We start from the raw sequence: 17,431 nt of genomic DNA, 5'->3' as shown, positions 1-17,431 counted from the left end.
GCAGTCCAGGGGTGGGGTTTTCCGCACCCCCATCGCGGGGCTCACACCCTCGTCGTCGGCGCGGAGCGTGCCTAGCGTGGAAAGCTATGCGACAGAAACTGTTTCGTGCCTCTGTGGTCGTTCTGGGCACCGTGCTGACGGCCACGCTGGTGGCCGCCACCGTCCTCGTGACGGCGCGTTGGCAGGTCGTCGGGGACACGGTCGAGGCCGGTGCGCGCTGGAACGACACGGATGTGGTGCTGCGGGTCTCCGACGAGGAGCGGCAGCGGGAGTGGCAGTACGCCGGCAGCGGGCAGTCCACGCCGGATCCGCACAGCCGATTCCGGATCGGCAGCATCACCAAGACCTTCGTCGCGACCGTGGTGCTGCAACTGGTCGACGAGGGCAAAGTCGACCTGGACGGTTCGATCGCCGCGCAGCTGCCCGACCCGATTCCCGGCGGGAACCGGATCACGGTGCGGCAGTTGATGAATCACACCAGCGGGCTCTACGACTACATGAAGGAACCCGGCATGTCGACGAATCGGTGGCGCGGCGACGACCGGTTTCGCAGTCACGCGCCCCGCGATCTGCTCGCCACCGCGGTGCGCCACGACCCCTCTTTCGCGCCGGGCGCCCGCTTCCGGTACTCGAACACCAACTACATCGCACTTGGCCTGCTCATCGAGCACGTGACCGGGCACCGCTACGGCGACGAGATCCGCGACCGCATTCTCACTCCCCTGCGGTTGACCACCACCACCGTTCCCGGCGACGACCCCCGTATCCCCGCGCCCGCGCTCACCGCACACCGCGACATCGACGGCGTCGGCCGCGTGGACGTGACCGAGATGAACCCGTCGCTGGACTGGGCGGCAGGCGAGATGATCTCCACCACAGCCGATCTCGACGCGTTCTTCGCGGCATTGCTGGGTGGCCGCCTGATCAGCCCCGCCGCGCTGGGCCGGATGCGCGAGACCGTCCCGATGGGCATGGGATTCCACTACGGCCTCGGCCTGCAGCGTTTCGATCCACCGTGTGGTGACGATCTGTGGGGGCACGGCGGTGAGCTGCTCGGTTACGTCACGTATGCGTTCCGGTCGACCGACGGCCGCGCACTGACGATGGTCCTCGGCTCAGCGGCCTCGTCGGACGCGTTGTCCCTGTACGCCACAGTCACGGCGACGTACTGCCTCGCCTGAACGCAGCTCGCCGCCACGCCGACCGACTACCTCGCCCGAAAGCAGTTCGCGACCGACAGCCCCGCCTGACCGGCCGACCAGCAGAGACAACGAGGCCGGGGCAGCGTGTCACTACCCCGGCCTGTCGCGTTTGTCACCCCTGCAGGAAGGCGAACTCCTCCCGCAGCTGAGCCATCTTGTCGCACAGCGCCGTCACCGACGGACCCGCGTTGAGGACCTCGCGCGACACATTGGGCACCACGGCCGCCAGGTTCGCTTCCGGCACCAGGGCGCGGATGGAGTCCGCTCCCCCGCCCTGCGCGCCGACACCGGGCATCAGAATGGGGCCGTTGAGGGCCGACAGGTCCGGCGCCTCGGTGAGTGTCGCGCCGACGACCACGCCGACGGAGCCGAAACCGTGACCCGCGTTGCGCGCCGCCGCCTCGTCGACCATCGTCTGGGCGATCGTGCGCCCGTCCGCGGCGGTGATCCGCTGTAGTTGCGCCCCTTCAGGATTCGAGGTCGCCGCGAGGACGAACACGCCGCGATGGTTGGCCTTGGCCAGGCTCAGCGCCGGGTCGAGCGACCCGAAACCGAGGTAGGGCGAGACCGTCACCGCGTCGGAACCGAGGGGTCCGTCACCGAGCCAGGCGTGCGCGTAGGCGTCCATGGTGGAGCCGATGTCGCCGCGCTTGGCGTCGGCGAGCACCAGCGTGCCCGAGCCGCGCAGCACCTCGATGGTGCGTTCGAGCACCGCGAGACCGCCGGAGCCGTAGGTCTCGAAGAACGCGACCTGCGGCTTCACCAGCGCGACGCGGCCGTCGAAGGCCTCGACGCAGATCTCGGCGAACGCCTCGAGCCCGTCGACGTCCTCGGTGAGCCCCCACGCCCGGAGCAGGCCGGGGTGGGGGTCGATGCCGACGCACAGCGGGCCGAATTCCCGCATGGCGTGCTGCAACCGGTGACCGAAGCTGTGCATGTCAGCCACGCAGCACCGAGTGCAGCTGCTGCAGCGAGCGCACGCCGATGCCACCGTTGATGCTCGCCTCGATGCCCTGCACCGCCGCGGCCGCGCCCTGCACGGTGGTGATGCACGGGATGTTCGCGCCCACCGCGGCGGTGCGGATCTCGTAGCCGTCCACGCGGGGGCCCGAGTTGCCGTAGGGGGTGTTGAACACGATGTCGATCTCGCCGTCGCGGATCTGCTCGACGATCGAGGCCTCCGGCATGCCGGTCGCCGGGTCGGTGGCTTCCGGGTCGGAGTGCTTGCGCACCTGCTCGCACGGAATGCCGTTGCGGCGCAGGGTTTCCGCGGTGCCCTCGGTGGCGAGGATGCGGAAGCCCAGGTCGTGCAGGCGCTTGATCGGGAACACCATGGCGCGCTTGTCGCGGTTGGCGACGGAGACGAACACGGTGCCCTCGGTCGGCAGCGAGCCGTAGGCGGCGGCCTGGCTCTTGGCGAAGGCGGTGCCGAAGTCGGCGTCGATGCCCATGACCTCGCCGGTGGACTTCATCTCCGGGGAGAGCAGCGAGTCGACGCCGGAGCCGTCGGCGCGACGGAACCGGTGGAAGGGCAGCACGGCTTCCTTCACCGCGACCGGCGCGTCCAGCGGCACGTGGCCGCCGTCGCCCTCGGGCGGCAGCATGCCTTCCTTGCGCAGGTCGGCGATGGTGGCGCCGAGCATCACGCGTGCGCAGGCCTTGGCCAGCGGCACCGCGGTCGCCTTGGAGACGAACGGCACCGTGCGGCTCGCGCGCGGGTTGGCCTCGAGCACGTAGAGGATGTCGTCCTTGAGGGCGTACTGCACGTTGAGCAGGCCCTTGACGCCGATGCCCTTGGCCAGCGCGATGGTGGAGCGGCGCACGGCCTCGATGTCGCTGCGGCCCAGGGTGATCGGGGGCAGCGCGCAGGCGGAGTCACCGGAGTGGATGCCCGCTTCCTCGATGTGCTCCATCACGCCGCCGAGGTAGACCTCCTCGCCGTCGCACAGGGCGTCGACGTCGATCTCGATGGCGTCTTCCAGGAAGCGGTCGACCAGCACCGGGTGCTCCGGGTTGAGCTCGGTGGCGCGGGAGATGTAGCCCTCGAGCGAGGTCTCGTCGTAGACGATCTCCATGCCGCGACCGCCGAGCACGTAGGACGGGCGCACCAGCACCGGGTAGCCGATCTCGGCGGCGATCTTCTTGGCCTGCTCGACCGTGGTGGCGGTGCCGTACTTGGGCGCGGGCAGTCCGGCGGCGACGAGCACGTCACCGAATTCGCCGCGGTCCTCGGCCAGGTCGATCGCGGCCGCGGACGTGCCGACGACCGGCACACCGGCGTCGGTGAGCCGCTGCGCCAGGCTCAGCGGGGTCTGGCCGCCGAGCTGCACGATCACACCGGCGACGGTGCCCGACTCGGTTTCGGCGTTGTACACCTCGAGGACGTCCTCGAAGGTGAGCGGCTCGAAGTAGAGGCGATCGGCGGTGTCGTAGTCGGTGGACACGGTCTCGGGGTTGCAGTTGACCATCACGGTCTCGTACCCGGCAGCCGAGAGGGTCTGTGCCGCATGGACACACGAGTAGTCGAACTCGATGCCCTGACCGATGCGGTTGGGGCCCGAGCCGAGGATGATCACCTTGTCGCGCTCACGCTGCGGCGCGACCTCGGACTCCGCGCCGGGATCCAGCTCGTAGGAGCTGTAGTGGTACGGCGTCTTGGCCTCGAACTCGGCGGCACAGGTGTCGACGGTCTTGTAGACCGGGCGCACGCCGAGGCGGTGGCGCAGCGAGCGCACCCCGGCCTCGCCCGCGAGCTCGGGCCGCAGGGCGGCGAGCTGACGGTCGGACAGGCCGTAATGCTTGGCACGGCGCAGCAGATCCTCGTCGAGCACGGGCGCGTCGAGGACTTCCTGACGCAGCGTGACCAGTCCGGCGACCTCGGCGACGAACCACGGATCCACACCAGAGGCCAGCGCGACTTCCTCGATGGACGCGCCGAAGCGCAGTGCCCGCTCGACCTGGTAGATGCGGCCCTCGGTGGGCACGCGCAGGTCGGCGAGGATGGCCTCGATCGCCTCGCGCACCGACGCGGGATCGCTCGGGTCCTGCGCCGCCCACTGACCGTCGTCGGTGGTCCAGAAGCTGGCGGCCTTGGTCTCGAGCGAACGCAGCACCTTGCCGAGGGCCTCGGAGAAGTTGCGGCCCATCGACATCGCCTCGCCCACCGACTTCATGGTGGTGGTCAGGGTGGCGTCGGCGCCGGGGAACTTCTCGAACGCGAACCGCGGCGCCTTCACGACGACGTAGTCCAGGGTCGGCTCGAAGCAGGCCGGGGTCTCGCCGGTGATGTCGTTGACGATCTCGTCGAGGGTGTAGCCGATGGCCAGCTTGGCGGCGATCTTGGCGATCGGGAAGCCGGTGGCCTTCGACGCCAGCGCCGAGGAGCGCGAGACGCGGGGGTTCATCTCGATGACGATCAGGCGACCGTCCTTCGGGTCGACCGCGAACTGGATGTTGCAGCCGCCGGTGTCGACGCCGACCTCGCGCAGGATGGCGATGCCGAGATCGCGCATCTTCTGGTATTCGCGGTCGGTGAGCGTCATGGCCGGGGCGACGGTGACCGAGTCACCGGTGTGCACGCCCATCGGGTCGACGTTCTCGATCGAGCAGACGATGACCACGTTGTCGCGGCCGTCGCGCATGAGCTCGAGCTCGAATTCCTTCCAGCCGAGGATGGACTCCTCGATCAGGACATTCGCGGTCGGCGACGCGGCCAGGCCGCCACCGGCGATGCGGTCGAGGTCCTCGTCGTTGTAGGCCATGCCCGAACCGAGGCCGCCCATGGTGAACGACGGGCGCACGACGACCGGGAAGCCGAGTTCGGCGACGGTGTCGCGGACTTCGTCCATGGTGTAACAGACACGGCTGCGGGCACTCTCGCCGCCGACCTTGGCGACGATGTCCTTGAACTTCTGCCGGTCCTCACCACGCTGGATGGCGTCGAAGTCGGCGCCGATCAGCTCGACGTTGTACTTCTCCAGCACACCGCGCTCGTGCAGGGCGACCGCGGTGTTGAGCGCGGTCTGCCCGCCGAGGGTGGCCAGGATGGCGTCGGGGCGCTCCTTGTCGATGACCTTCTCGACGAACTCCGGGGTGATCGGCTCCACGTAGGTGGAGTCGGCGAACTCGGGGTCGGTCATGATGGTCGCCGGGTTGGAGTTCACCAGCGATACGCGCAGTCCCTCGGACCGCAGCACCCGGCACGCCTGGGTACCGGAGTAGTCGAATTCGCACGCCTGGCCGATCACGATCGGGCCAGAGCCGATCACCAGGATGTGCTTCAGATCCTCGCGGCGAGGCATCAGGCTCCTTCCATGAGACCGGCGAAACGGTCGAACAGGTATGCGGCGTCGTGCGGGCCTGCGGCGGCCTCGGGGTGGTACTGCACCGAGAAGGCGCGACCGTCGAGCAGTCGCACACCCTCGACGGTGCCGTCGTTGGCGCAGATGTGGGAGACCTCGGCCTTGCCGAACGGGGTGTCGAACACCTCGCCCTTCTCGCCTTCCAGCGCGAAGCCGTGGTTCTGCGCGGTGATGGAGATGCGGCCGGTGCCCTCTTCGACCACCGGGATGTTGATGCCGCGGTGGCCGAACTTCATCTTGTAGGTGTCGCGGCCCAGTGCCCGGCCCAGGATCTGGTTGCCGAAGCAGATGCCGAACAGCGGGATCCCGCGCTCGAGCACACCCTGGGTCAGCGCGATCGCGCCGGTCTGGGTGGCCGGGTCGCCGGGGCCGTTGGAGAGGAACACGCCGTTGGGGTTGAGCGCCAGGATGTCGTCGAGGGAGGTGTTCGACGGCACCACGTGGGTGCGGACACCGCGCTCGGCGAACATGCGCGGGGTGTTGGTCTTGATGCCCAGGTCGACCGCGACGACGGTGAAGCGGTGGTCCCCGACCGGCTCGATCGTGTACATGCCGTCGGTGCTGACCTCTTCGGCCAGGTCGGCGCCGAGCATGGAGGGCTGACCGTTGACCCTGGCCAGCAGCTCGTCGTCACCGGCGAGGGCGGCACCGGAGAAGATGCCCGCCTTCATCGAGCCGCGGGTGCGCAGGTGACGCACGACCGCGCGGGTGTCGATGCCGGCGATGCCGACCACGTTCTGCTTGTCGAGCTGGTCCTGCAGCGTGCCGGTGGCGCGCCAGTTGGACGAGATCGGCGAGGGGTCGCGCACGGCGTAACCGGCGACCCAGATCTTGCCGGACTCGTCGTCCTCGTCGTTCCAGCCCGTGTTGCCGATCTGCGGGGCGGTGGCCACCACGATCTGGCGGTCGTAGCTGGGGTCGGTCAGGGTCTCCTGGTACCCGGTCATCGCGGTGCAGAACACCGCCTCGCCCAGGGTCTGGCCCTCGGCGCCGAAGGCGGTACCGCGGAACACGCGGCCGTCCTCCAGCACGAGGGCTGCCTTCACTTTGCTCATTCGTCGTCTCCCGTCGTCGCCCTGGTCGCATCCGCGGTCCATGCCGGGTACACCGTCTTGTCGTCGCCCCGGAATCCGGTATCGATCTCGGTTCCGGTCGGCAGTGTCCAGCGAATTACCAGCACACCATTCTCTGTCATCACTTTGCCCGCGTGTCCGCGTTCGGTGCGCACGGCCGTGACGGATTCCTGCGGAATCCAGATCGGCGTCGCCCCGTCGCGTTCGAGCAGGATTCCGCGTTCGAACCGCGTCAGTTCGGCGGTCGCCCGGAATCCCAGGTCACCGACCGCGATCCGGTCCTGCCAGCTGGGCGCGATGGTGCTGCCCAGGTAGAGGCCGGTGGTCGGTTCCAGTAGTTGCGCGCCCAGCTCGGCGGGCACCGTCGGCAGTTCGCCGATCCGTGCCTGCTGCCGCGCGGCCTTCTTCTGCCAGGCTCGGTACATCAGCCACAGGCACAGGAGGAACAGGGCAAGACACCCCAGTACCCACAGAGTTCTTTCCACGTTCCTGGCCCTCCTAGATCCCGGCAGCCTTGCCCTCGCGGGCAGTTACCCGGCCGCGCAGCACGGTGGCTGACACCTGGGCCGGGAACGTCATGTCCTCGAACGGCGTGTTGTTCGAGATGCTCGCCAGTTCGGCGCCGTGCACCGTCCACTCGGCGTCGGGGTCGATCAGCGTCAGGTTGGCAGGCTCGCCGACCGCGATCGGGCGGCCGTGGTCGTCGAGGCCGACGATCGCGGCGGGCTTCTCGCTCATCACCCGTGCGACACCGCGCCAGTCGAGCAGGCCCGGCTGCACCATCGTCTGCACGATGATCGACAGCGCGGTCTCGAGGCCGAGCATGCCGGGGCGGGCGGCGGCGAACTCGCAGCACTTGTCCTGCTCGGCGTGCGGGGCGTGGTCGGTGGCGACGCAGTCGATGACACCGTCGGCCAGTGCCTGGCGCAGGGCGGCGACGTCGGCGGACTCGCGCAGCGGCGGGTTCACCTTGTTGACCGCGTCGTAGGTCTCCAGGCGCGAGTCGTCGAGCAGCAGGTGGTGCGGGGTGACCTCGGCGGTGATCGAGATGCCCTGGGACTTGGCCCATTTCACCAGTTCGACGGTGCCCGCGGTGGAGGCGTGGCAGATGTGCACGCGGGCGCCGGCATCGCGAGCAAGCAGCGCGTCACGCGCGACGATCGACTCCTCGGCGGCGCGCGGCCACCCGGCCAGGCCGAGGCGGGCGGCGTTGGGGCCCTCGTGCGCGACGGCGCCCTTGGTCAGGCGCGGCTCCTCCGCGTGCTGGGCGATGAGCACGCCGAGCGAGTTCGCGTATTCGAGCGCACGGCGCATGATCAGCGGGTCGTAGACGCAGTGGCCGTCGTCGGAGAACATCCGCACCTGGCCGATGCCCGCGGCCATGGTGCCCATCTCGGCGAGCTGCTTGCCCTCGAGTCCGACGGTGACCGCGCCGACCGGGAACACGTCGACCAGGCCGACCTCCTGGCCGCGCCGCCACACGTGATCGGTGATGACGTGCGAGTCGGCGACCGGGTTGGTGTTGGCCATCGCGAACACCGCGGTGTAACCGCCGAGTGCGGCTGCGGCCGAACCGGTTTCGATGGTCTCGGTGTCTTCGCGACCCGGCTCGCGCAGGTGGGTGTGCAGGTCGACGAAGCCGGGCAGCAGGATCTGGCCGTTGCCGTCGATCACCTCGGCGTCGGCCGACGCCTCGATGCCAGTGCCGATCTCGGCGATGACGGTGCCGCGCACCAGCACGTCGACCGGCTCGCCTTCACCGTAAGGCTTGACATTCTTGATCAGCAGTTCGCTCACGCCGCCACCTCCTGGGTGCCGACGAGCAGCCGGAACAACACGGCCATCCGCATGTGCACTCCGTTCGTCACCTGTTGCAGGACTGCCGCTTTCGGCGAATCGGCGACCGCCGACGCGATCTCCATGCCGCGCAGCATGGGACCGGGGTGCAGCACCACCGCGTCGTCGCCGAGCACGCCGAGCCTGCGCTCGGACAGTCCGTAGTTGATCGAGTATTCGCGGGCCGACGGGAAGAATCCGCCGTTCATCCGCTCGGCCTGCACGCGCAGCATCATGACCGCGTCGGCGCCGGGCAGTTCGGCGTCCAGCGAGGTCGCGACCCGGCACGGCCAGCTGTCCACGCCCACCGGCAGCAGGGTGCGCGGCGCGACCAGCACCACTTCGGCACCGAGGGTGTTGAGCAGGAAGACGTTCGAGCGGGCGACCCGGCTGTGCAGGATGTCGCCGACCAGCACGATCCGCTTGCCCTCGATGTCGCCGAGGCGCTGACGCAGGGTCAGCGCGTCGAGCAGCGCCTGGGTGGGGTGCTGGTGGGTGCCGTCGCCCGCGTTGATGATGGAGGGCGCGGCGCGGTTCTCCTCGCGCGCCCACTGTTCCATCCAGCGCGCGATCTGGTGCGCGGCACCGGAGGCCGGGTGGCGCACGATCAGCGCGTCGGCGCCCGCCGCGTGCAGGGTCAGCGCGGTGTCGCGCAGCGATTCGCCCTTGGAGACCGAGGAGCTCGACGCGCTGACGTTGATCACGTCGGCGCTCATCCACTTACCCGCGACCTCGAAGGACACCCGGGTGCGGGTGGAGTTCTCGTAGAACACCGTCATCACGGTGCGGCCGCGCAGCGTCGGCAGCTTCTTCACCTCGCGGCCGAGCAGGGCCTGTTCGAAGCGCTCGGCTTCGTCGAGGAGTTCGGTGGCGGTGGCCCGGTCGAGATCGGCGACCGTCAACAGATGTTTCACGCCTGCGCCTCCTGGTGCAGATACACACCGTCGTGTCCGTCGTGTTCGGTCAGCAGGACCGAGATGTCCTCGGCGCGCGAGGTCGGCACGTTCTTGCCCACGTAGTCGGCGCGGATCGGCAGTTCGCGGTGACCGCGGTCGATGAGCACCGCCAGCTGCACCGCGCGGGGGCGGCCCAGGTCGCGCAGGCCGTCGAGGGCCGAGCGCACGGTGCGGCCGGAGAACAGCACATCGTCGACGAGAACGACCAGGGCGTTCTCGATCCCGCCGTCGGGCACCGAGGTGCGCTCGAGCGGGCGGTGCGGACGGCTGCGCAGGTCGTCGCGGTAAAGGGTGATGTCGAGCGAGCCCAGCGCCGGCCGCACGCCGGAGAATTCCTCGATCTTGGCGGCGAGCCGGTTGGCCAGGGTGGTGCCGCGGGTCGGGATGCCCATGAGAACCACCCGCGGTGCGTCGGCGTCGCCGGAATCGAGGGCGGTCTTCTCGATGATCTGATGCGCGATGCGCGCGACGGTCCGGTGCACGTCCGATGGCGACAACAGCTCGCGCCCGGCTGCCACCCACTCGGGAGTGTGCCGCTGCGATGTTTCGCCCGCGCCGGTTTTGGCCGCCCGTTCGGGCACAGCCATGCCGACCTCCTTCCCCGCCTCACCGGACGGTCCGTTAAAGGATGCCTAACTCGCGCTCCACCCTATCAGCGTCCGAACCCACCTTTGACCAGGTCGTCCCGCTTGTGAGCGCCGCCACGGGGTGCGCGCGGATAGCGCGCGTGCGTCCGCCGTCACACTCGGACTGAAAGTCCTGCGAGCGCGGAGGTTTGAACGCCGGACCGGATCATCCGCCATCGCAGCTGCCGTACGGCGCGTGACGGCATTCACGTCCGATCCGACCCGAGCCCGGCCACTTCGTCGAACCGCCGGGTATTCGGTTGCAGGCAATACGGGTACCGGGTGCAATCGGGAGTATGGCATCGGAGGCGTTGGCAGGGCGGGTCGCCGTGGTGACCGGCGTGAGCCGCCGGAACGGGATCGGGTTCGCGGTTGCACAGCGGCTGGCAGCGGAGGGTGCCGCGCTGTTTCTTACGCACTGGGCTCCGCACGACGCACAGCAGCCGTGGGGCGCCGAGGACCCGGCGGCATTGTGCCGCGAGCTCGGAGCAGTGACACGGGTCGCGGATATCGCCGTCGATCTGGCTGAACCGGAGGCTGCGGAGCGGGTGATCACCGAGGCGGTCGGCATCTTCGGCCAGGTCGACATTCTCGTCGCGAACCATGCGCGCAGTGGTAGCGACGGGAGCCTGTTCGTCGTCGATGCGGCGATGCTCGACGGGCACTGGGCGGTCGACGCCCGGTCGGTACTGCTGCTGACCCAGGCGTTCGCACGCAGCTACCGCGGCGAGGGCGGTCCGGTAGGTGATCGCGGTCGGGTGATCTGGATGACCTCGGGGCAGCACCTCGGTCCGATGCGGACGGAAATCGCGTATGCCGCGGCGAAATCGGTGCTGGCGGGCCTCACAGCCACGGTCGCCGACGAACTGATCGAGCGCGGAATCGTGCTCAACACGGTCAATCCGGGTCCGGTGGACACCGGGTATCTGTCGGCGGCGACAACCGATCGGGATCTCGGAGTCGTCGAGGAGGTACGGGCCGCGTTCCCGCGCGGCCGGGTGGGAGCCCCCGACGACCCGGCGCGGTTGATCGCGTGGTTGGTGTCCGACGACGCCCGCTGGGTGGTCGGCCAGGTGATCGACTCGGAGGGCGGGTTCCGGCGCTCCCGCTGGTGAACTCGCTTGTCGGCCACCCGGGTGCCGACTACACTGTGATGCGCACCACAGCCGGTAGGACGGATGTGGTGTTGCCGTTCAGCGTAAGCGTGGTTCGATCGGAGCGCCGGGCCACGGTGGTTTCTCGCGACCCTCTCTCGATGAGCCGGGGCTGCCAGTCGCTCCTCTCCTGCTCGACCGCTGGATCTGGTCCGCGGGCGGGCGATTTCGCGGGATCTTGGCGTACCTTTCGGCAAGGAGATGACGTTATGGCTGTTGTCGTCGAACTCGATTTCACCGGCGCGACGATGGAGCAGTATGACCAGGTCTTGGAGAAGATGGGGTTCAAGCCCGGGGGGACCGGCGGGCCGGGGTTGATCTTTCATCTGGCCAGGAAGACCGATGACGGGTTTCACGTCACCGATGTGTGGGAGTCCGCTGGCCAGTTCCAGGAGTTCGCCCAGACCACCATCGGGCCGCTGACCCAAGAGGTCGGCCTCACCACCCAGCCCACCGTCACCATCCACGAGATCTACAACTATCTGACCCAGGGAAGCTGAGGCGGTCGAGGTCAGGACGTTGCCGCGCGCAGCGCCTGCGCGAACCACGTGAACACCGGGGTCAGATCCGGTTGCCCTGGCCAGCCGTTCACGATGCCGAGCAACCGCCAATAGCGCTGCACGCGTGGGTCGTCGGCGACTTCGAGCCGTTCGAGGATCCAGTGCCGGAGCGCCGGGTCGTCGGGGCGGTCGAAGGTGCTCGCGTAGCGGGCCGTGAGCGCGTCGAGCACCGGGATCGCGGCCGCGGAGCCGGGGGCGATGTCCGCGGTGACGGCGGCACCGACCTGGGTGCGGACGGCTTCGGTGAGGTCGTGGTGCAGGCCGGTGGTGTCGCCCGCGGCGCGCTCCCTGGCCTGGTACTCGGCCATGCGCCGGACGGCGTCGCGGAAATCGTTGTCCTCCACCAGTTCCGCGAGTTCCATCCAGGCCGCGAGCTGGTCGGGCGTCGGATCGTCGGGCAAATCGGGCATCGCGGCGCGGACGAGGTCGACCATGGCGGGGTTGGCGGCGTAGCGGCCGAAGGTGTCGTCGACGAAATCCTGGATCAGGCGGTGTCGTTCGGCGGCGGACAGGGTGGCGAGTCGGTGCATGAGATCCATCTCCGGTGGGGTGGGTTCCCGGGCGGCCACCGCGCGCAACACCGCTCGTCGCACCCGCAGGGTTCGGATCTCGACGTCGAGCGCGTCCGCGTGCGTCGCGGCGACCTCGGTCATCGAGGCCTCACGGGCGAGCACGCGACGCACGGTGGCGAGGTCGATGCCGAGGGTGCGCAGGGTGCGGACCAGTTCCAGGCGAGCGAGGGCGGCGGTGTCGTAGCGGCGGTGACCTGCCGGGTTGAGTGTGGTCGGCGCCACGATGCCGCGGTCGGCGTAGAAGCGGATCGCCTTGACCGTCAGTCCGGTCCGTTCCGCGATCTCCCCGATCGTGAACAGCGTGTCGTCGTCCATGTCGCTCAGCGTGCCGTCTCCCCTCGGGGGAGAAGCAAGCCCGGATCGTCGACGACGATGCGAACGCCCGCGCCGAGCAGGTCGGCGGCGGTCAGGCCGAACATGGCGTGGAAGGTGTCGCTGAAATGAGAGGGGCTGGCGAACCCGGCATGCGCCGCGGCCGTGGTGAGGTCGGCGCCGTCGGCCACTGCCCGGCCGACGGCGAGCATGCGCGCCCAGACTCGGTAGCGCCGGAAGGTCGTGCCCGCTTGGGCGGAGAACAGGTGCAGCAGACGGGATTTCGACAGGTGGACCGCGGCGGCGAGTTGATCGGCGGAGATCGCGGCGGCCGGATCGGCGCACAGGATGGCCGTGGCGGCGGCGATTCGGGGATCGATGTCGGGCCTGCCCGGGCCGCACGCGAGATCGAGGACGGCGGCGGGCGCGGAGTCGGCGGCACAGCGGATCAGCGCGGCCTCCTCGCGGTGTCCGAAGCCGAAACCGCCTGCCTGTTCGAGCATCCGGTCCCGGCAGGCGGCGGCGCGCGGTGAGCCGGAGTCGAGGTAGCAGAACAGCATTCGCCCGTCGGCGACGATCCGGTGCGGGGTACGCGGGGGGACCAGCACACTGCGGATCGTCCGGGCGCCGAGCGCGTCCGCGTGCACCGTGAACGGTGTTTCCAGCCCGACCGCCAGGCATGCCACGGACCCGGAATGCCGGTCGAGTCGCAGCGACGGGCCGAGGTAGATGGCGTGCCCTGCCCCCAGCCACACCGTCGCCGGGGTACTGCACGTTTCCGGAAGTGGCGCTGCGCCCATGCAGGCAATGCTTGCACGACAAGTGTCGAATGAAGGAGGGGACATGGTCGGAGAAATTGTCGGCGCGGTGCTGCTGGTTGGTGTGGGTCTGGTGCATGTGGTGCCGGGCGTGGTCGCGGTGGCGCCGGGGCGCGCGGCGGGGGTCTACGGCACGGCGATCACGAACCGGGATCTCGAGCTGTTGCTGCGTCATCGCGCGGTGTTGCTCGCCCTGGTGGGTGCCGGATTGATGGTCGGTGCGTTCGTGCCACCGGTGCGGGCGGTGACCATCGCGGCCGGGATCATCAGCACCAGTTCGTTTCTCGTGCTCGCCGCCGTGGTGGGACTCGGCGATCTCGGCGCCCCGACGAAGCGGGTCGCACGGGTCGATGTGGGGGCTCTTGCCGCACTGGTCGTCGCGGCGCTGCTGTTCGGCTTCGCCGGGTGACGCCGCGAAATCCGCTGCGACACGGGCTACCCGACCTGGCCCACGGCTCCCGAGATGACCGCCGAGTGACATCGTCTACGAACTCCGGCGCGACAGTCGCGGCGACCCCCGCTGACCGCTTCCTCGAGGACCCGGCGAGATCATCACTGTGACAGCTCATTCGGCGCACTATTCCCAGGTCGCCGTGTCCGGGTCGACGCCGTGCGCTCGCGCGTTGGCGTCGATGAGCGCACTCAGCCAGGCGGTCAGTCCCGGCTCGATGGCGTCGTAGAACGCGGTGTAGTCCGGATCGGTCATGTAGCGCCTGCCGAGACACACCTGCATTGCGTGGGTGCAGTCGAAGTAGACGGCGATCGAGGCGCGATGCCGTTCGGCGAGCGCGTCGGCGCGCGGGCTGCCGGGGGTGACACCCGCGCGCAGGGCCTCGGCCAAGTCGGCGTGCAGGGCGGCGGTGTCGTCGGTGATGCGCCGCCACTCCCCCGCCGACCTGGCCGCGGCGCGTTCGGCGTACTGGGTCCACTGCGGGGTGTCACCCCACCGTTCGCGAGCCTCGTCGACCCAGGACGGCCGCCAGTCCGCACCGAAGATCGCGACCTGATCCTGCGCGGACAGCAGGATCCCCGATTCCCTCGCCTCGATCATCCGGTCCATGGCCGCGGTCATCCGCTGCAGGCGCAGCGTCTTGGCGTGCAAGGCCTCGCGCTGGCGGCGCAGCGTGACCATGGCATCGGCGGCGGGCGCGTCCAGCAGCGCGCCGATCTCGTCCAGCGCCACGCCCAGTTCCCGGTAGACGATGACGCGCTGGGCGCGGGCCAGGTCCGCCGCCGTGTACAGGCGGTAGCCGGCGGCGGTGCGGTCGGACGGGTGCACCAGCCCGACCGCGTCCCAGTGGTGCAGCGTGCGCGTCGTGACGCCGAGCAGTTCGGCCGCGGCGCCGACGGTGAGCGGTTCGGACACGGCATCCAGTGTGCCGTGCCCGATGACCGTCACAGCTCGGGTGCCTCGATACCGATCGAGCGCAGGTGCGCGGCCTCCGGGCTGTCGGGGTCCCATGGCCGCGCGGCCGTCATGACGACCCGGATGTTCTCCGGCGTGCGGACCTCCAGTTCGATCGAGTTCCACGGCATGAGCCGCGGACCGGTCGTGCAGCCGGGTGACATCGCTTCGCACGCGGCGGCGATCGCCTCGATCTCGCCGAGTACGCAGGAGAAACTCACTGTCATGGCGGGTGTGTCGTCCTGCTGTTCGCCCGAGACCAGCAGGACGTCCTGAAAGGTCCAGCGGCGCAGATGGGTCAGCTGACCGGGGACGGAGAACAGGTCGAAGAAGCCGAGTGCGCTGACCCAGAAGTCCGTCGACACGGTCAGATCGACCGACGGCACGGTGACGAACATCGGCATGCCGTAGATGCCGTGGAACGGTTCGGGAGCCACGGCGTCGGGGCCGGGAACGGGGACCGGGCTGATCTCGAAAGCGGGAAATGGTGTGCTCATACGGGCATCGTCGACCCTCACGCAACGTGAGGGTCAAACCGTCGCACCGCCTGCCGCGCACCGCGAGCGCGACGCCGACCAGTGGGTCACCGCCCGCCATCGCGCTACAGCGGCGCGGGCGGTTCCGGCGCGGGCTGGCGGGTGGGCAGGGCACTGACCGTCAAGGCCAGCATGACCAGCGCGATACCCGCCAGCTCCGGGATCGTGAGCCGCTGGCTCAGCGCGAGGGCACCGACGACAGTCGCGGTCGCCGGGAGCAGGGCGAGCAACAACGCGAACCGCGCCCGGCCGACCGCGGTCAGGACCACCTGGTCGAGGGCGTACGGCACCGCACTCGACAGCACGCCGACGCCGAGCCCGAGCAACCAGGTGCGCGGGTCGGCGAACACCGCGGCGTCGATGGCCAGTTGCGGGATCAGCACGACCGGTGCGAGCAGTCCGGCCGCGGCCGCCATGCCGACGGCGAGGGAATCCTGTCCGTCGCCGCTGTCGGCGACACGCTTACCGACCAGGATGTAAGCCGCCCACAGGATCGCCGAGGCGAGAGCGAAAGCCACACCGACCGGTTCGGCATCCAGTTGCACACCGGCCAGCAGCACCACACCGACGGCGACCAGCACCACCGCGACGAAGTCCCTCGCCCGGCGCGAGCCGAGGGTGGCCACGGCCACCGGACCGAGGAATTCGATGGCGACCGCGGTGCCGAGCGGAATCCGCGCGATCGCCTCGTAGAACACGATGTTCATCGACACGGTGACGATGCCGAACCCGGCCGCCACCGCGATCCCCCGCCGCGTCCACCGGCTGCGCCACGGCCGCCGCCAGGCCAGCAGTGCCACCCCGGCGGCCGCGGCGCGCAGCCACGCGACGGTCGCCGGTTCGGTGGTGCCGAACAGGAAAACGCCCAGTGCCGCACCGACATACTGCGACGTCGCGGCGACGACGAACACCAGCGGCACCGACCAGCCGGGCAGCATGGCACGGCTCGGCCGCTCGGTCGTAGACATCGCGCTCACTCCAGGAGTAATCCACAGCCCACCCCGGATTTCAACGCGAGAATGGGACGTGACCCAGCCCACTCCCCCGAAATGTCACACGACGGCGCGGTGCGGCGTCTCATGGGCAAGACAGCCACCGACAGACAGGACCACCCATGACCGAGGGAATGGACCCGGCGACCGAGGCGTTCGTGACGCACCGCAATCTGCTGTTCACGGTCGCCTACGAGATGCTCGGTTCGGCCGCCGACGCCGAGGACGTCCTGCAGGAGACGTGGCTGCGCTGGGTCGACGTCGAGCAGGCCGAGATCCGTGACCAGCGCGCGTACCTGGTCCGGATCACCACCCGCCAGGCCCTGACCCGGCTGCGCACGCTCGGCAGGCGCAAGGAGACCTACGTCGGGCCGTGGCTGCCCGAGCCGCTGCTCACCACGCCGGACATCGCCGAGGACGTCGAGCTCGCCGACAGCGTGTCCATGGCGATGATGCTGGTCCTCGAGACGCTGGCGCCGGTCGAGCGCGCGGTGTTCGTCCTGCGCGAGGTGTTCGACCTGGCCTACGACGAGATCGCCGCCGCCGTGGACAAGACCCCGGCCGCGGTGCGCCAGATCGCGCATCGGGCGCGGGCCCATGTCGCCGCGCGCAGGCCGCGCGGGACGGTGTCCTCGGCGGAGAGCAGGCACGCGCTCGAGGCCTTCGGGCGCGCGGTCGAGACCGGTGACTTGCAGGGCCTGCTCGACCTGCTCGCGCCCGACATCGTGCTGCTCGCCGACGGCGGCGGCGTGGTCAAGGCCGTGGTGCGCCCGATCGTCGGCGCCGACCGGGTCGCCCGGCTGATGGCTGCCGGGCTGCCCCGGGTCGGCGGCCAGGTGTCGACCGAACTGGTGCAGATCAACGGCGCTCCGGCGCTGGTCATCCGGATCGACGGGATGCTCGACAGTGTCGTCGCGACGCGGATCGACGACGGGTCGATCACCGGTCTCTACGTGGTGCGCAATCCCGAGAAGCTGTCGCGGATCGAGCAGGCGACCGCCGTCGCCCGTTGATCCGCGACCGCTTCG

General features: G+C 69.7%; 17 protein-coding genes. 5 read left to right on the top strand and 12 right to left on the bottom strand.

Going from position 1 to position 17,431, the window contains the following annotated elements; all coding sequences use genetic code 11:
• Positions 1-86: 86 nt before the first annotated feature.
• Positions 87-1,181, top strand: coding sequence for a serine hydrolase domain-containing protein (locus ACFWF2_RS16670; protein ID WP_379308314.1), 1,095 nt, complete (start codon positions 87-89; stop codon positions 1,179-1,181).
• A gap of 133 nt (positions 1,182-1,314) precedes the next feature.
• On the opposite strand, the gene pyrF is transcribed toward ACFWF2_RS16670, so the two are convergent.
• From pyrF to pyrR, 7 genes are read right to left on the bottom strand one after another with little or no spacing between them, the layout of a single operon-like run.
• Positions 1,315-2,139 (bottom strand): orotidine-5'-phosphate decarboxylase, encoded by an 825-nt coding sequence (gene pyrF / locus ACFWF2_RS16665; RefSeq protein ID WP_379308331.1) that lies wholly within the window; start codon positions 2,137-2,139, stop codon positions 1,315-1,317.
• A 1-nt stretch (position 2,140) separates the two neighbouring features.
• Positions 2,141-5,503 carry a carbamoyl-phosphate synthase large subunit gene (gene carB / locus ACFWF2_RS16660; RefSeq protein ID WP_379308313.1) on the bottom strand — a complete coding sequence of 1,121 codons (3,363 nt, stop codon included), beginning with the start codon at positions 5,501-5,503 and terminating at the stop codon, positions 2,141-2,143.
• Complete coding sequence (gene carA / locus ACFWF2_RS16655) at positions 5,503-6,618, bottom strand: glutamine-hydrolyzing carbamoyl-phosphate synthase small subunit (RefSeq protein ID WP_379308312.1); 1,116 nt, start codon at positions 6,616-6,618, stop codon at positions 5,503-5,505. Before carA ends, carB begins: the two co-directional genes overlap by 1 nt.
• Entirely contained in the window at positions 6,615-7,121 is a 507-nt protein-coding gene (locus ACFWF2_RS16650) for a transporter (RefSeq protein WP_189023641.1), read from the bottom strand. Before ACFWF2_RS16650 ends, carA begins: the two co-directional genes overlap by 4 nt.
• A gap of 13 nt (positions 7,122-7,134) precedes the next feature.
• A complete protein-coding gene (locus tag ACFWF2_RS16645; RefSeq protein ID WP_379308311.1) occupies positions 7,135-8,433 on the bottom strand; it encodes a dihydroorotase in 1,299 nt (432 codons plus the stop codon).
• Positions 8,430-9,386: an aspartate carbamoyltransferase catalytic subunit gene (locus tag ACFWF2_RS16640; RefSeq protein WP_379308310.1), complete on the bottom strand. Its 957-nt coding sequence runs from the start codon at positions 9,384-9,386 to the stop codon at positions 8,430-8,432. The genes ACFWF2_RS16645 and ACFWF2_RS16640 overlap by 4 nt, the downstream gene beginning before the upstream one ends.
• Complete coding sequence (pyrR, locus tag ACFWF2_RS16635; protein WP_229739509.1) at positions 9,383-10,015, bottom strand: bifunctional pyr operon transcriptional regulator/uracil phosphoribosyltransferase PyrR; 633 nt, start codon at positions 10,013-10,015, stop codon at positions 9,383-9,385. The genes ACFWF2_RS16640 and pyrR overlap by 4 nt, the downstream gene beginning before the upstream one ends.
• 335 nt (positions 10,016-10,350) lie before the next feature.
• Between pyrR and ACFWF2_RS16630 the strand changes: the two genes are divergently transcribed.
• Both ACFWF2_RS16630 and ACFWF2_RS16625 read left to right on the top strand, forming a co-directional pair.
• The gene (locus ACFWF2_RS16630; RefSeq protein WP_379308309.1) at positions 10,351-11,169 is read left to right on the top strand and encodes an SDR family oxidoreductase; all 819 of its coding nucleotides are present in this window, start codon (positions 10,351-10,353) and stop codon (positions 11,167-11,169) included.
• A gap of 248 nt (positions 11,170-11,417) precedes the next feature.
• Positions 11,418-11,708 carry a hypothetical protein gene (locus ACFWF2_RS16625; protein ID WP_379308308.1) on the top strand — a complete coding sequence of 97 codons (291 nt, stop codon included), beginning with the start codon at positions 11,418-11,420 and terminating at the stop codon, positions 11,706-11,708.
• A gap of 11 nt (positions 11,709-11,719) precedes the next feature.
• On the opposite strand, the gene ACFWF2_RS16620 is transcribed toward ACFWF2_RS16625, so the two are convergent.
• Positions 11,720-12,655 (bottom strand): MerR family transcriptional regulator, encoded by a 936-nt coding sequence (locus ACFWF2_RS16620; RefSeq protein WP_379308307.1) that lies wholly within the window; start codon positions 12,653-12,655, stop codon positions 11,720-11,722.
• 5 nt (positions 12,656-12,660) lie between these two features.
• Positions 12,661-13,452, bottom strand: a complete 792-nt coding sequence (locus tag ACFWF2_RS16615) for a helix-turn-helix domain-containing protein (protein WP_379308306.1) — start codon at positions 13,450-13,452, stop codon at positions 12,661-12,663.
• Positions 13,453-13,495: 43 nt separating this feature from the next.
• Between ACFWF2_RS16615 and ACFWF2_RS16610 the strand changes: the two genes are divergently transcribed.
• Entirely contained in the window at positions 13,496-13,879 is a 384-nt protein-coding gene (locus ACFWF2_RS16610) for a hypothetical protein (protein WP_379308305.1), read from the top strand.
• Between the two features lie 168 nt (positions 13,880-14,047).
• Here the strand turns inward: ACFWF2_RS16610 and ACFWF2_RS16605 are convergent, their stop codons facing one another.
• The 3 genes from ACFWF2_RS16605 to ACFWF2_RS16595 all read right to left on the bottom strand — a co-directional run bounded on the left by ACFWF2_RS16605 (position 14,048) and on the right by ACFWF2_RS16595 (position 16,379).
• Positions 14,048-14,836, bottom strand: coding sequence for a MerR family transcriptional regulator (locus ACFWF2_RS16605; protein WP_379308304.1), 789 nt, complete (start codon positions 14,834-14,836; stop codon positions 14,048-14,050).
• A gap of 29 nt (positions 14,837-14,865) precedes the next feature.
• Positions 14,866-15,372 carry a VOC family protein gene (locus ACFWF2_RS16600; protein WP_379308303.1) on the bottom strand — a complete coding sequence of 169 codons (507 nt, stop codon included), beginning with the start codon at positions 15,370-15,372 and terminating at the stop codon, positions 14,866-14,868.
• Between the two features lie 104 nt (positions 15,373-15,476).
• Positions 15,477-16,379, bottom strand: coding sequence for a DMT family transporter (locus tag ACFWF2_RS16595; protein ID WP_379308302.1), 903 nt, complete (start codon positions 16,377-16,379; stop codon positions 15,477-15,479).
• 146 nt (positions 16,380-16,525) lie between these two features.
• Here ACFWF2_RS16595 and ACFWF2_RS16590 point away from each other — a divergent pair, with 146 nt between their 5' ends.
• Positions 16,526-17,416: an RNA polymerase sigma-70 factor gene (locus tag ACFWF2_RS16590; RefSeq protein ID WP_379308301.1), complete on the top strand. Its 891-nt coding sequence runs from the start codon at positions 16,526-16,528 to the stop codon at positions 17,414-17,416.
• Positions 17,417-17,431 lie beyond the last annotated feature (15 nt).

Source organism: Nocardia sp. NPDC060259 (assembly GCF_042728775.1).
GTDB lineage: Bacteria > Actinomycetota > Actinomycetes > Mycobacteriales > Mycobacteriaceae > Nocardia.
This window is presented reverse-complemented; position numbering and strand designations above follow the sequence as displayed.

Bases quoted from the DNA above. Each gene is read 5' to 3' on its own strand.
- pyrF (WP_379308331.1), bottom strand. From the start codon at position 2,139: ATGCACAGCTTCGGTCACCGGTTGCAGCACGCCATGCGGGAATTCGGC.
- carA (WP_379308312.1), bottom strand. From the start codon at position 6,618: ATGAGCAAAGTGAAGGCAGCCCTCGTGCTGGAGGACGGCCGCGTGTTC.
- ACFWF2_RS16600 (WP_379308303.1), bottom strand. From the start codon at position 15,372: ATGAGCACACCATTTCCCGCTTTCGAGATCAGCCCGGTCCCCGTTCCC.
- ACFWF2_RS16670 (WP_379308314.1), top strand. From the start codon at position 87: ATGCGACAGAAACTGTTTCGTGCCTCTGTGGTCGTTCTGGGCACCGTG.
- carB (WP_379308313.1), bottom strand. From the start codon at position 5,503: ATGCCTCGCCGCGAGGATCTGAAGCACATCCTGGTGATCGGCTCTGGC.
- pyrR (WP_229739509.1), bottom strand. From the start codon at position 10,015: ATGGCTGTGCCCGAACGGGCGGCCAAAACCGGCGCGGGCGAAACATCG.
- ACFWF2_RS16590 (WP_379308301.1), top strand. From the start codon at position 16,526: ATGACCGAGGGAATGGACCCGGCGACCGAGGCGTTCGTGACGCACCGC.
- ACFWF2_RS16595 (WP_379308302.1), bottom strand. From the start codon at position 16,379: ATGTCTACGACCGAGCGGCCGAGCCGTGCCATGCTGCCCGGCTGGTCG.
- ACFWF2_RS16620 (WP_379308307.1), bottom strand. From the start codon at position 12,655: ATGGACGACGACACGCTGTTCACGATCGGGGAGATCGCGGAACGGACC.
- ACFWF2_RS16615 (WP_379308306.1), bottom strand. From the start codon at position 13,452: ATGGGCGCAGCGCCACTTCCGGAAACGTGCAGTACCCCGGCGACGGTG.
- ACFWF2_RS16610 (WP_379308305.1), top strand. From the start codon at position 13,496: ATGGTCGGAGAAATTGTCGGCGCGGTGCTGCTGGTTGGTGTGGGTCTG.
- ACFWF2_RS16625 (WP_379308308.1), top strand. From the start codon at position 11,418: ATGGCTGTTGTCGTCGAACTCGATTTCACCGGCGCGACGATGGAGCAG.
- ACFWF2_RS16630 (WP_379308309.1), top strand. From the start codon at position 10,351: ATGGCATCGGAGGCGTTGGCAGGGCGGGTCGCCGTGGTGACCGGCGTG.